Origin of the sequence: Micromonospora sp. NPDC049240 (assembly GCF_040647835.1) — a bacterium.
Lineage (GTDB): Bacteria > Actinomycetota > Actinomycetes > Mycobacteriales > Micromonosporaceae > Micromonospora.
In genome coordinates this window covers 156,625-168,805 of record NZ_JBEZCX010000007.1, presented here as the reverse complement: position 1 = coordinate 168,805, position 12,181 = coordinate 156,625, and the positions used below count along the sequence as shown (strand labels likewise).

Genomic DNA, 12,181 nt, shown 5'->3' with positions numbered 1-12,181 from the left:
CAACTCCACCCGCGCCCAGGTGTGGCGGTACGGCCCCCGGTGCGGGACGCTGGTGGTGGACGTGACGTCCGCTCGCCGAGACGTTCCTGGGGGTCCGATGGGCGTGCCTGACGCTGACGGCCAGGGGCCGGCGGACGGCCTGCCGGGGCTGCCACCGGAGTGGGGTCGCGTCGTCGTGCCCGACGACGCCTCGGCGCTCGCCGACGAGGCCCGGCAGATCCGCCGGGAGCTGCGCCGCGCCCCGCGCCCCGCCGGGCGTCCGGCCCGGTTCACGCTTCACCTGCTGGCGCTGCTGGCCGCAGTGCTGATCACGCTCGCCGGGCTGGCCGCCGTCACCTGGCCACGACCCCACCGCTCCCCCGGCGTGCCGACCGTGCTGCCCCGGTCCACCCCCGCGGCGATCGGCCCGCTGCCCGCGCTCGACCTGGTCGGCGCCGACAACACACCGGTGCCACTACGCAGCCTGCTCCCCGCCATGATCATCCTGGTCGACGCCTGCGCCTGCGCCGAGCAGGTCGGCACGGCGGCGGCCACCGCGCCCACCGGAGTCACCGTGGTCACCGTGACCGAGGGCCGCAGCGCCGGGCCCGCCACCGCGACCGGCGTACGCCCGCTCGGCGACCCGGCCGGCGGCCTGCGCTCCTACCTGCATCTCTCGGCCCGGCCGGGCACCGCCGCCGCGCTGCTCGTGGACCGGCGGGGCACGCTGGTCCGGATGGTGCCGGAGCTGGGGCCGGCGGCGGACTACCAGGCCGACCTGGCCCGGTTGGCCGGCTGAACCCGGCTCAGCGGCTCAGTAGAGCGCCTCCAGCCGGGCGTTCAGCTCGACCTCGCCCCGCAGCGCGGCGAACCGCACCCACACCGGCGCGCCCGTGCCGTCCAGGAACCCGACGGTCACCTGCCCGCCGCAGCTCAGCACCCGCTCGACGCCGTCGGCGCCGGCACCGACCACCCGCATCGACACGGCGCCGTCACCGGCGCAGCCCACCGACAGCCGGTACTCGTCACCCGGCGCCGGGTTCGCCTGCCGCACGACCGGCGGGCCACCCGGCGTCAGCCGCGACGTCTCCCGCCACACCACGTGGGACACGTTGCCCTGGCGCGTCCCGCCGTCGGGCTCCACGTCGACCACCACCGGCGAACGGACCTCGCCGGTGCGGGGATCGACCTCGGCCACCATCCGGGACCGGGGTGTCGGCTGCTCGGGCGGTGTCGACCCGGGCCGCGCGTCGAGATCCACCCGGGACCGGGCGAGTTCGTCGGTGGAGGGGCCGACCGTCGTGCCCAACCACGGCGCCGCCGACCGCCACCACCACGCGCCGACCGCCAACGCCAACACGGTCAGGCCCACCAGCACTGCCCGCCGGATCCGCTCCTCCGAGGCCATGCCGGCAGCGTATCGACGCCACGGCGAACCGTCAGCCCGTGCGCTCCAGCAGGGCCGCGTAGAGCGTCAGCCCCGGCCCGAACGCGAGCATCACCACCCGGCGCGGCGGCGACGGCGCACGGCTCAGCCGGTCCAGGATCAGCAGCACCGTCGGGGACGAACAGTTGCCGTGCTCGGCGAGCGTCTCCCGGGACGCCGCCAGCGCCGTCGGCGGCAGCTCCAGCTCACGCTCCACCACGTTGAGGATCCGGGGGCCACCCGGGTGCACCGCCCAGCCGTCCACCCCGGACCGGTCGTACCCGTGCCGGGCCAACAGGTCGTCCACCAGGTCACGGACGAACCGGGACAGCACCTTCGGCACCTTCGGCGACAGCCCCATCCGGAAGCCGGTGTCGGTGACGTCCCAGGTCATGTGGTCGGCGGTGGAGGTGTCGGTGACGGAGGTGACCTCGCGCAACGCGTACCCCGGGCCGCCCGGGACGACCACGGCGGCGACCGCGGCGTCCGAGAACAGCGCGTGCGAGACGATCTGCTGGGTGTCCACCCGGGCACCCGGCGGCTGGATGTGCAGGCTGGTCAGCTCCGCGCAGAGCAGCAGCGCCGGCCGCCCCCGCGCGGTGACGAAGTCGCTCGCCGCGCCGAGCCCGGGCAGCGCCGCGTAACAACCCATGTGGCCGACGAACATGCGCTGGGTGTCCGGGGCCATGCCGAGGTCACGGGCCAGCAGGATGTCCAGGCCGGGCGTCGCGTAACCGGTGCAGGAGCAGACCACGAACAGCCCGACGTCGCCGGCGTCCAGGCCGGCGGCGGTGAGCGCGCGGCTGACCGCCTCCTTCCCGAGCGGCAACGCCTCGACCTGGTAGCGGCGCATCCGACGCTCGGTCGGCCACTCCGAGACGTCCTCCAGCAGCGGATTCACCGCCGCCTGCCGCCGGGTCACCCCGGAGTTGGCGAAGATCTTCTCGGCCAGCACCCGCGTGGTGCCCGAGAAGTGCTTCTCGAAGAAACCCGTCCACAGCTCGTCCTGCGCGGCGCCCGGCGGCAGCGCCATGCCCAGACCCGCGATCACCGGTACGCCCACGTCCCCCACCTCTCGACAACTGTCTCCGCTCACCAACGAGGGACCGTGCTGTCCCGGTCCGGGTCGCCGCCGAGCGCGGCGATGCCGAGCCAGTCGGCGCACACGTCGGAGGTGGCGGGGTGCAGCGAGCCGCACCGGGCGTCCCGGTAGAGGCGCTCCAACGGATGACCGCGGCGGGTCGCCGACGTGCCGGCCGCCTCCAGCATGGACGCCGCCACCTCCGCGGCGGTGGTGCCGGCCAGCAGCTTGGCCCGCCACACCCAGCGGTTCGTCTCGGCGGAGCCGGGTTCCTCGTCGACCCGGCGGGCCGCCTCGGCGACCACCAGCTCGGCGGCGGCGGTGGCCGCGTCCGCCCGGCCCAGCCGGGCCCGGACCGCCGGCAGCCCGGCCAGGCCGCGGGTGTTCAGGTGCTCGGCGGCGGCGTCGATCGCGGCCCGGGCCACCCCGACGTAGACGGCGGCGTAGCTGGCCACCAGCCAGTGCGGCATGAGCTGGGCCACCACCAGCGCCAACCCCTCCACGCCGCCGAGCAGCCGGTCGGCCGGGACGGTCACGTCCAGGTGCAGGTCGTGCGAGGAGGTGGCGCGCATGCCGAGCGAGTCCCAGGTCGGCTCGACCGTGATCCCCTCCCCGGCCGGCACCAGGAACTGGGAGACCACCGACTGGTCGGTGGCGCTGCGCGCGGCCACCAGGTAGCCGTCCGGGTGGCCGGCGCCGGAGCAGAACGTCTTGCTGCCCTTGACGTGCCAGCCACCGTCGACCGGTTCGTAGACGGTGCTGAGCTGGGACAGCCGCGCGCCCGCGCCGCGCTCGCTCATCGCCACCGCGTACCACGCGCCGTCGGCCGCCGCGCGCAACAGCCGGTCGCGGGCGGCCAGCGCCTCCTCCGGTACGCCGAGCGCCTCGGCCAGCTCCTCGGTCACCGCGCCCAACGCCCCGGTGACCGAGGCGTGCATGTTGAACACCAGCGCGGTGGCGCCGTTGCCCCGGGCCAGCTCGGTGGCGACGGCGGCGTACTCGGCGAAGGTCGCGCCCTGCCCGCCCAGCTCACGCGGGACCATCAGGCCGAACAGGCCGGCCTGGCGAAGGTCGGCGAAGTCGTCCACCGGGAACGAGCCGTCCCGGTCGTGCCTGGCCGCCCGGGCGGCCAGTCGCGGCGCCAACCGGCGGGCCGCCTCCAGCGCGTACACGGTCATGTCGCCCCCTTCTCGGCGTCCCTTACCCCCGGTGACCTCCGCTATCCGCCCCGGCGCCCACTGCCCTGGTAGAGCACCGCCGTCGACCGCGTCGGCACGATGCGCGGCTCCGTCCGCACCGGACGGTCACCGCCCCGCCACCGGCGCAGCAACCAGGCCAGCGTGCCGCCCAGCTCCGGCCGGACCCCGCGCAGGCGCAACGACACGCCGTGCCGGGCGCACTCGGCGACCAGCGCGCGGGCGTCCACGAACAACCGGTGGTCGTGGATGCCGCGCGGCACGGTCGGCAGCCGTTCGCCCAGCTCCACCGCGACCAGCCGGGCCAGCAGCGTGTCGTTGAGCGTGTCCAGCACCAGCAGGCCGCCGGGCCGCAGCAACCGGCACGCCTCGGCCACCGCCCGCCGCCAGTCCGGCACGTGCTCCAGCAGCTCACCGGCGGAGACCACGGCGGCACAGCCGTCGGCCAGCGGCACGGCGGTGGCGTCGCCCTGGAGCACTGTCACGCCGTGCGTGGCGGCCTGGTCGAGCGCGGAGCGGGTCAGGTCCACCCCGACGTGCCGGTAGCCCTTGCCGGCCAGGTGCGGCGCCAGCAGCCCGGCCCCGCAGCCGAGGTCGACGAGCAGGTCGTCCCGGGTGGACGCCGGGGGCACCAGGGCGGCGCGGGCGCGGGCCAGCCAGTGCAGCATGGCGAAGGCGCCGTCGGCTCGCCACCACTCGCCGGCCAGGTCGTCGTACTGCCGGGGGTCGTTCCGGGACAGCGCCCGGTGCGGGCTGGACACCGGCGACGCGTCGGGCATGGACCGAGCGTGGCACGACTCCCCGGTAACGACCAGACTTCCCTTATGTCGACGCGGGTGTTAGGGCTGGTCAGAGCGAGCCATCCGGAGCCGGCCGCGGCGGTCGTCGTGGTCGCCGCGCTGCTCGCCGCCGGCGTCGGGCACTCCGCCGCCGGCGTGGCCATGGTGGCGCTGACGGTGCTGGCCAGCCAGCTCGCCGTCGGCTGGAGCAACGACCTGATCGACGCCGACCGGGACGCCGCGGTGGGGCGTACCGACAAACCGGTGACCACCGGCGCGGTCGCCCGGCCGACGCTGGCCCGGGCCACCGCGGTGGCCGCCGTCGCCACCCCGCTGCTGGCGCTGACCGGCGGCCCGGCCGCCGCGGCCTGCGCCACGCTGGGGCTGGTCTCCGCGCTGCTCTACAACAAGCCGCTGAAGTCGACGGCGGTGTCGGTGCTGCCCTACGCGGTCTCGTTCGGCGCGCTGCCCGCGTTCGTGGTGCTGGCCCGGCCCGGCTCGCCCACGCCGCCGGCCTGGCTGGTGGCCGCCGCCGCGCTGCTGGGCGCCGGGGCGCACTTCGCGAACGTGCTGCCCGACCTGGCCGACGACGCCCGCACCGGGGTGCGCGGGCTGCCCCACCGGCTGGGCCCCGCGGGCAGCCGGCTGGCCGCCGCCGGGCTGCTCCTCGCCGCCACCGTCGCGCTGGTGTTCGGTCCGCCCGGACCGCCGTCGTGGACCGGCCTGTCGGCGGTTGCCGCCGCCGTCGCGGTGCCGGCCCTCGGTTGGTACGCCGGGCGCGCCGCGACCGCCACCGGTGGCCGGCCGGTGGCCGCCTTCCGGTCGGTGCTGGTGGTGGCGCTCATCGATGTGGTGCTGCTGGTGGCGAACGGCCGGGTGGTCTGAGCCGTCGCCACCGAGGATGGCATTGCCGGGTCCGCGTGCGGGCCTCGATCAGCTCCAACTACCCTGGAGCGCGGTCTGCGCGGGTATGGCCACCCCGTGTCCGGGGGTCGACCGGGCGGGGATCGTGACGAGGAGGACCGACGTGACGCGCTCGATCAGGGGTTCCCGGCGACCGGCCCTGCTGTTGGCCGGCTCGGCGGCGGCGGCGAGCCTGCTGCTGTCCGGGTGCGGCGCCGGTCAGATCGCCGAGACCGCCAACAAGATCCCGTCGGTCCAGGGCGTCAACGTCCAGACCTCCGACAACCTCTACAAGGTGCGCGGGCTCTACGTGCAGTTCCCCGGCCCGGAGGGCTACCAGGCCGGCGCGACCGCCCCGCTGAACGTGGTGATCTACAACGACAGCGAGTCCCCGGTGACGGTGACCGTCACCACCGACAGCGCCCGGGAGATCCTGCTGACCGGCGCGGCCGGCTCCAGCGGCGCGGCCACCCCGACCGGCTCGCCGACCGAGCCGGCGTCGGCGTCGCCCACCGCCACCGACCCGAGCGCCTCCCCCAGCCAGTCGCTGGAGGCTCCCGCGTCGCCGTCCGCCTCGCCCAGCGGGTCGCCGTCGGAGAGCGCGTCGGCGCCCGCCGGCCAGCCGGCCCGGATCGAGATCCCGGCGCTCGGCTACGCGCAGCTCAACAGCGGCAACCCGCGGTTCCTCCAGCTCGTCGGCCTGAACCAGAAGCTCCTCGTCGGCCAGCAGGTCAACCTGACCTTCGACTTCGGCGGCGGCAAGGTGATCAAGACGCCGGCGCCGATCGGTGTCCCGCTGACCCCGCCGGCGCAGCCGTCCCAGATCGTCAACCCGCGCGAGCACTCCGCCGAAGAGGGTGGCACCGAGGGCGGCAGCCACGGCTGACGCCGTACCCCCCGTTCCGTCCGACACCGCCGCGGTGGCCAGCGCCACGCGGCGGTGTCGTCGTCTCGGCGGTGGGCGTTCGTCGTACCGGCCGGATAGCGTCCGGTGGTGACCACGCCCCGATCGACCCCGTCCCGCGCCGGCGCCGGCCGCGGTCGCGCCGCCGCCCGCGAACCCCGCCCGGCCTACGAGTGCGACGCCTGCGGCCACCAGCCGCCCAAGTGGATGGGCCGATGCCCCGAGTGCGGCGAGTGGGGCTCGGTGGTCGAGTCCACGGTCACCGGCCCGCTGGTCTCCGGCCGGGTGGTCAGCTCCCGGATGCCGGCCGAGCCGGCCCGGCCGATCGCCACCATCAGCGCCGCGCCGGCCCGGGCCCGGCCCACCGGCGTCAGTGAGCTCGACCGGGTGCTCGGCGGCGGGCTGGTGCCCGGCGCGGTGGTGCTGCTGGCCGGTGAGCCCGGCGTCGGCAAGTCGACGCTGCTGCTCGACGTGGCCCAGCAGTGGGCCGCCGGCGCGGGCAGCCCGTCGCTGGTGGTCAGCGGCGAGGAGTCGGTCAGCCAGGTGCGGTTGCGGGCCGAGCGGATGGGCACCCTGCACGACCAGCTCTACCTGGCCGCCGAGAGCGACCTGGCGGCGGTGCTCGGCCACCTCGACGCGGTCAAGCCGGGCCTGCTGGTGCTCGACTCGGTGCAGACCATCTCCACCACCGGCACCGAGGGCGTGCCCGGTGGCGTGACGCAGGTGCGCGCGGTCACCGCGGCGGTGGTCGCGGTGGCCAAGGAACGCGGCATCGCCACCGTCCTGGTCGGGCACGTCACCAAGGACGGCCAGGTGGCCGGCCCCCGGGTGCTGGAGCACCTGGTGGACGTGGTGCTCCACTTCGAGGGCGACAAGCACTCCTCGCTGCGCATGGTGCGCGGCGTGAAGAACCGGTTCGGGGCCGCCGACGAGGTGGGCTGCTTCGAGATGCACGAGGGCGGCATCAGCAGCCTGGCCGACCCGTCCGGCCTGTTCCTGACCCGCTATTCCGAGCCGGTGCCGGGCACCTGCGTCACGGTGGCCATGGAGGGCCGGCGGGCGCTGGTCACCGAGGTGCAGGCGCTGATCGGGGCCACGGTCGCCGGTTCACCGCGACGCACCGTCTCCGGTCTCGACGGCGCCCGGCTGGCCATGGTCCTGGCCGTGCTCCAGCGGCGCACCGAGCGGTTGACGCTGCACGACCGCGAGGTCTTCGCCGCCACCGTCGGCGGCATCCGGGTGGTCGAGCCGGCCGCCGACCTGGCGGTGGCGCTCGCGGTGGCCTCCGGCGGGCTCAACCTCGCGCTCAACCCGCACCTGGTCGCCATCGGCGAGGTCGGCCTCACCGGTGAGGTGCGCCGGGTCGGCGCGGTGTCCCGGCGGCTGGCCGAGGCGGCCCGGCTCGGCTTCCGGCTGGCCCTGGTGCCGCCCGGTGCCGGCCCCGGCAGCGGCGGCGTCGCCCCCGAGCAGATGCGGGTGATCGAGGTCACGGACGTGCGCGCGGCGCTCCAGGCCGCCGCCCGAGCATCCGCGGAGTGACCGTGGGTAGTCACGTGCCGGGCGCGGGCGGACGATTCCGGACAGGTCGCGCCGCCCCGGGGCGGCCCGTCGCGCCCGACATCACGACACATCACAGTAACCACGAGAGCACCCACCGCACCGCAGTCCGTAGACTGTGCCCGTGCCGATCGACCGCGATGCCACCAAGCCCGCAACGGCGACGCCGCAGGCCCGCACCGGCGCCGTGAGCGGCAACCCCACCCGCGCCATCAGCGTGAGCGTCGCCGGCAGCGTCGGCGGGGCCGGCGCCGACCCGCTGCGGGCCAATCTCGCCCTGATGGCACCGGGCACCGCGCTCCGCGACGGCCTGGAGCGGATCCTGCGCGGTCGCACCGGCGCGCTGATCGTCCTCGGCTACGACAAGGTGGTCGAGCAGATCTGCACCGGCGGCTTCCCGATGGACGTCGAGTTCTCCGCCACCCGGGTCCGCGAGCTGTGCAAGATGGACGGCGCGGTGGTGCTCTCCAGCGACGGCACCCGCATCGTCCAGGCCGGCGTGCACCTGATGCCCGACCCGTCCATCCCCACCGAGGAGTCCGGCACCCGGCACCGCACCGCCGAGCGGGTGGCCCGGCAGACCGGCTACCCGGTCATCTCGGTCAGCCAGTCGATGCGGATCATCAGCCTCTACGTCAACGGCCAGCGGCACGTGCTCGACGACTCCGCGGCGATCCTGTCCCGGGCCAACCAGGCCCTGGCCACGCTGGAGCGCTACAAGCTGCGGCTGGACGAGGTCTCCGGCACGCTCTCCGCGCTGGAGATCGAGGACCTGGTCACCGTCCGCGACGCGGTCGCCGTGGTGCAGCGGCTGGAGATGGTCCGGCGGATCGCCGACGAGATCGCCGGCTACGTGGTGGAGCTGGGCACCGACGGCCGGCTGCTGGCGCTCCAGCTCGACGAGCTGATGGCCGGCGTGGACGCCGACCGCACCCTGGTCATCCGCGACTACCTGCCGGTCGGCCGCAAGTCGCGCACGCTCGACGAGGCGCTCGTCGAGCTGGACCTGCTCAGCGCCACCGAGCTGATCGACCTGGTGGCGGTGGCCAAGGCGATCGGCTACCCGTCCGCCTCGGACGCGCTCGACGCGGCGGTCAGCCCGCGCGGGTTCCGCCTGCTGGCCAAGGTGCCCCGGCTGCCCGTGGCCGTGGTCGACCGGCTGGTGGTGCACTTCGGCAGCCTCCAGCGGCTGCTCGGTGCGACAGTGGAGGATCTCCAGGCGGTCGATGGGGTGGGCGACGCCCGCGCCCGGGGCGTCCGCGAGGGCCTGTCCCGGCTCGCCGAGGCGTCCATCCTGGAGCGGTACGTCTGACCCGGCTCAGCCGGTGACGGTCAGCTTCACCGGCTCGCTGATCTTGGTGCCGACCCGGGCGAAGACCTGGTACGTGCCGATCGGGGCGTACGGGCCGGCGGCCAGCCCGTCGGCGCAGCGGGTGGTGTCCCGCCCGTTCCAGCCCAACTCGTAGGCGCGCTCGAAGTCCGGCGTGAACGACTGCACGTCCGAGCCCTTGCCGGTGCCGCAGGTGTCCGACGACCAGATCTTCTCCGCGCCCGCCTTGACGTAGAGCTCCTGGAGGTCGGCGCCGACGTCCCGGCTGCACGTGCGGTTCGAGACGTTCTTGACCTTGAGGCGCAGCGTGACCACCGTGCCCCGCTGGGCGGCGGCCGGCACCGCGACCGGCGTCACCTGAAGCTCGGCGTCGGTGCAGGCGCCATCGGCGGAGACCGGCTCGCCGGACGCGCCGCCGTCGCCCGGGCCCGAGCCGCCGCCGGTGTTCGTACCGCCCCCGGTGTTCGTGCCCCCGCTGCTGCTCGTGCCGCCACCGTCGGCGCCGGCGTCACCACCGGAGACGTCGGGCGCCGGCGACGGACTGGCCGTCTGCGGGGTCAGCACCGAGCCGGACGGGCCCGGGGCCGCCCCGGCGGAGCCGCCCGGCGACGGGTCACCCCCGCCCGGCCCGCCGGCGTTACGGTCCGTGCCGGTGCAGGAGTAGAGCAGGACAATCAGGAAGAGCAGGCCCGCGCCGAGCACGACGGCACGACGCCGCCAGTACACGGTGGGGGGCAGGGGGCCGACCGTCAGACGCATGATGCGCCTACCGTAGCCGCGCGACGCTCGGTGTGCCGGTCCGACGCGCCGGTGACCGCGCGTCACCCCGATCCGGGCGTCCACTGTGGAACGCCACGGGGTCGGTCAGAGATAGACCTGCCGCTGGTAGACGGCGTGCGCCCCGGCCACCCGGTCGAGGAAGAGCAACCCGGCGCAGTGGTCGATCTCGTGCTGGAGCGCACGCGCCTCGAAACCGTCGGTCACCAGCCGTACCGGCTCCCCGCTCCCCGGCAGCGCCCCCTCCACCACCAGCCGACTGGCCCGCTTCACGTCGCCGGTCAGGTCGGGCACCGACATGCAGCCCTCGCGGCCGGCCTTCCACCGGCTCGCCTCCACCACCCGGGCGTTGCACAGCACGAACGTGCCGTGCACGGTGACCGCCTTCGGATGCCCCGTCACGTCCACCGCGAACACCTGGGCGTTCACCCCGATCTGCGGCGCCGCCAGGCCCACACAGCCCGGCGACACGCGCATGGTGGCCACCAGGTCGGCGGCCAGCCGCACCACCTCGTCCGAGGTGGGGTCGACCTCCGGACCGGGCCGGCTCAGCACCGGCTCCGGGGCGGCGACCACGGGACGGACCTCGCCCGGAACGCCCAGCTTCTCCGGTGTCCAGCCACCCAGGCCGGCGTACCCGTCGCCGGTCACAGCAGGTCCGAGTCCGCCGGGCGGAGGCTGACGCCGACACCCAGCTCGGCCGCCGCCCGGGTGAGCCGGCCGGCCACCTCGTCCGAGCTGCCCGGCGGCAACTCCACCTCGGCGACCACCACGTAGAGCGAGCCGGTCAGCCGGGTGCTCAGGTCGGTCACGTTGCCGCCCGCGTCGGCCAGCACCCGGGTCATCGCCGCGACGATGCCCATCCGGTCCGCGCCGTGCACCGCCAGCACGTACGGCTCACCGACCGGCACGCTGGCGCTGTCCGGGGCGACCGCGCGTACGGTGGCCAGCAGGTACCCGTCGGCGGCGAGCGGGGCCAGCGCGGCCTCGACGTCGGCGGCGGCCGGGCCCACGCAGATCAGCGTCATCGCGAAGTGGCCGCGCAACCGGGTCATCGTCGAGTCGGTGAGGTTCGCGCCGAGCCGGGCGAGGGCCTCCGCGACGTCGGCGACGATGCCCGGCCGGTCCCGGCCGATGACGGTGATCGCGAGCTCGTTCATTCGGACATTCTGCCGCGCTGCCGAAGTGCCCCCCGCGCCGGCCCACCCGGCCCGCCCAACCAGCGGGATCCCCACCCGTGACATCATCGGCACCGCCATGACTGAGCCCACCTTCGCCACCCAGGTCAGCCGGTGGTACGAGCGCAACGCCCGCGACCTGCCCTGGCGCAAGCCCGGCATCGGCGCCTGGGCGATCCTGGTCAGCGAGGTCATGCTCCAGCAGACGCCGGTGGTCAGGGTGGTGCCCGCGTGGGAGGCGTGGCTGGCCCGCTGGCCGGAGCCGCGCGCGCTGGCCGAGGACACCCCGGCCGAGGCGATCCGGATGTGGGGCCGGCTCGGTTACCCCCGCCGGGCGGTACGCCTGCGCGAGTGCGCGGTGGCCGTCGTGGAGCGGCACGGCGGCGTGGTGCCCGACCGGCTGGACCAGTTGCTGGCGCTGCCCGGCGTCGGCACGTACACGGCCCGGGCGGTGGCCGCGTTCGCGTACGGGCAGCGGCACCCGGTGGTCGACACCAACGTCCGGCGGGTGGTGTGCCGGGCGGTCGCCGGTGAGCCGGACGCCGGCCCGACCACCCGACCCGCCGACCTGGTCGCCACCGAGGAGCTGCTGCCGATCGAGCCGGCCGCGGCGGCCCTGGCCAGCGCCGCCTTCATGGAACTCGGGGCGGTCGTCTGCACCGCCCGGTCGCCCCGTTGCGCGGTGTGTCCGGTTGAGTCGAGCTGCGCCTGGCGGGCCTCCGGGCAGGCCGCCCCGGACGGGCCGACCCGCCGTCCGCAGCGCTACGCCGGCACCGACCGGCAGGTACGCGGCCTGCTCCTGGCGGTGCTCCGGGAGACCACCGGGCCGGTGCCGCACCAGCGGCTGGACCAGGTCTGGCACGACGACGTGCAGCGGGCCCGGGCGCTGGCCGGGCTGGTCACCGACGGACTGGTGGAGCCGGTGGGCCCGGCGTCCTTCCGACTGGCCGGCGACGGCCCCCCGATCCCGCTGCCCTGACGCACCGCGCACCACCCGTCCCCGGGCGGAGAAAGGCGACGGCCCCGGTGGCTCTCGCCGACCGGGGCCGTCGCCCTGGAACAGTTGCCCGC

At 75.6% G+C, this 12,181-nt stretch carries 13 protein-coding genes; 6 read left to right on the top strand and 7 right to left on the bottom strand.

Features of this window, described 5'->3' with window-relative positions:
- Positions 1-97 precede the first annotated feature (97 nt).
- Positions 98-778, top strand: coding sequence for a hypothetical protein (locus tag AB0B02_RS12655; protein ID WP_357299859.1), 681 nt, complete (start codon positions 98-100; stop codon positions 776-778).
- A gap of 15 nt (positions 779-793) precedes the next feature.
- Here the strand turns inward: AB0B02_RS12655 and AB0B02_RS12650 are convergent, their stop codons facing one another.
- Genes AB0B02_RS12650 through AB0B02_RS12635 form a run of 4 tightly spaced genes read right to left on the bottom strand, consistent with a single transcriptional unit; the run spans position 794 to position 4,461 of the window.
- Entirely contained in the window at positions 794-1,387 is a 594-nt protein-coding gene (locus tag AB0B02_RS12650) for a hypothetical protein (RefSeq protein WP_281934444.1), read from the bottom strand.
- A gap of 31 nt (positions 1,388-1,418) precedes the next feature.
- Positions 1,419-2,477 (bottom strand): type III polyketide synthase, encoded by a 1,059-nt coding sequence (locus AB0B02_RS12645; protein ID WP_281934669.1) that lies wholly within the window; start codon positions 2,475-2,477, stop codon positions 1,419-1,421.
- A gap of 20 nt (positions 2,478-2,497) precedes the next feature.
- Positions 2,498-3,664 (bottom strand): acyl-CoA dehydrogenase family protein, encoded by a 1,167-nt coding sequence (locus AB0B02_RS12640; protein ID WP_357299855.1) that lies wholly within the window; start codon positions 3,662-3,664, stop codon positions 2,498-2,500.
- A gap of 41 nt (positions 3,665-3,705) precedes the next feature.
- Complete coding sequence (locus tag AB0B02_RS12635) at positions 3,706-4,461, bottom strand: methyltransferase domain-containing protein (protein ID WP_281934443.1); 756 nt, start codon at positions 4,459-4,461, stop codon at positions 3,706-3,708.
- A 45-nt stretch (positions 4,462-4,506) separates the two neighbouring features.
- Here AB0B02_RS12635 and AB0B02_RS12630 point away from each other — a divergent pair, with 45 nt between their 5' ends.
- The 4 genes from AB0B02_RS12630 (at position 4,507) to disA (ending at position 9,137) form a co-directional block, all read left to right on the top strand.
- Positions 4,507-5,346 (top strand): UbiA family prenyltransferase, encoded by an 840-nt coding sequence (locus AB0B02_RS12630; protein ID WP_357299852.1) that lies wholly within the window; start codon positions 4,507-4,509, stop codon positions 5,344-5,346.
- Positions 5,347-5,488: 142 nt separating this feature from the next.
- On the top strand, positions 5,489-6,250 hold the full coding sequence (locus AB0B02_RS12625; RefSeq protein WP_357299850.1) for a hypothetical protein: 762 nt from the start codon (positions 5,489-5,491) through the stop codon (positions 6,248-6,250).
- Between the two features lie 108 nt (positions 6,251-6,358).
- On the top strand, positions 6,359-7,807 hold the full coding sequence (radA, locus tag AB0B02_RS12620; protein WP_281934438.1) for a DNA repair protein RadA: 1,449 nt from the start codon (positions 6,359-6,361) through the stop codon (positions 7,805-7,807).
- Positions 7,808-7,949: 142 nt separating this feature from the next.
- Positions 7,950-9,137: a DNA integrity scanning diadenylate cyclase DisA gene (gene disA / locus AB0B02_RS12615; RefSeq protein ID WP_281934436.1), complete on the top strand. Its 1,188-nt coding sequence runs from the start codon at positions 7,950-7,952 to the stop codon at positions 9,135-9,137.
- Between the two features lie 6 nt (positions 9,138-9,143).
- On the opposite strand, the gene AB0B02_RS12610 is transcribed toward disA, so the two are convergent.
- The 3 genes from AB0B02_RS12610 to AB0B02_RS12600 all read right to left on the bottom strand — a co-directional run bounded on the left by AB0B02_RS12610 (position 9,144) and on the right by AB0B02_RS12600 (position 11,092).
- A complete protein-coding gene (locus tag AB0B02_RS12610) occupies positions 9,144-9,914 on the bottom strand; it encodes a hypothetical protein (protein WP_357299845.1) in 771 nt (256 codons plus the stop codon).
- Between the two features lie 105 nt (positions 9,915-10,019).
- Complete coding sequence (locus tag AB0B02_RS12605; RefSeq protein WP_357299842.1) at positions 10,020-10,583, bottom strand: peptide deformylase; 564 nt, start codon at positions 10,581-10,583, stop codon at positions 10,020-10,022.
- On the bottom strand, positions 10,580-11,092 hold the full coding sequence (locus tag AB0B02_RS12600) for an ACT domain-containing protein (protein WP_107161743.1): 513 nt from the start codon (positions 11,090-11,092) through the stop codon (positions 10,580-10,582). Before AB0B02_RS12600 ends, AB0B02_RS12605 begins: the two co-directional genes overlap by 4 nt.
- 97 nt (positions 11,093-11,189) lie before the next feature.
- Here AB0B02_RS12600 and AB0B02_RS12595 point away from each other — a divergent pair, with 97 nt between their 5' ends.
- Positions 11,190-12,089: an A/G-specific adenine glycosylase gene (locus AB0B02_RS12595; RefSeq protein ID WP_357299838.1), complete on the top strand. Its 900-nt coding sequence runs from the start codon at positions 11,190-11,192 to the stop codon at positions 12,087-12,089.
- The last annotated feature ends 92 nt before the right edge of the window (positions 12,090-12,181 follow it).

Excerpts from the sequence above, each read along its gene's own strand:
- AB0B02_RS12655 (WP_357299859.1), top strand. The coding sequence starts at position 98 with ATGGGCGTGCCTGACGCTGACGGCCAGGGGCCGGCGGACGGCCTGCCG.
- AB0B02_RS12650 (WP_281934444.1), bottom strand. The coding sequence starts at position 1,387 with ATGGCCTCGGAGGAGCGGATCCGGCGGGCAGTGCTGGTGGGCCTGACC.
- AB0B02_RS12640 (WP_357299855.1), bottom strand. The coding sequence starts at position 3,664 with ATGACCGTGTACGCGCTGGAGGCGGCCCGCCGGTTGGCGCCGCGACTG.
- AB0B02_RS12635 (WP_281934443.1), bottom strand. The coding sequence starts at position 4,461 with ATGCCCGACGCGTCGCCGGTGTCCAGCCCGCACCGGGCGCTGTCCCGG.
- AB0B02_RS12630 (WP_357299852.1), top strand. The coding sequence starts at position 4,507 with ATGTCGACGCGGGTGTTAGGGCTGGTCAGAGCGAGCCATCCGGAGCCG.
- AB0B02_RS12610 (WP_357299845.1), bottom strand. The coding sequence starts at position 9,914 with ATGCGTCTGACGGTCGGCCCCCTGCCCCCCACCGTGTACTGGCGGCGT.
- AB0B02_RS12600 (WP_107161743.1), bottom strand. The coding sequence starts at position 11,092 with ATGAACGAGCTCGCGATCACCGTCATCGGCCGGGACCGGCCGGGCATC.
- AB0B02_RS12595 (WP_357299838.1), top strand. The coding sequence starts at position 11,190 with ATGACTGAGCCCACCTTCGCCACCCAGGTCAGCCGGTGGTACGAGCGC.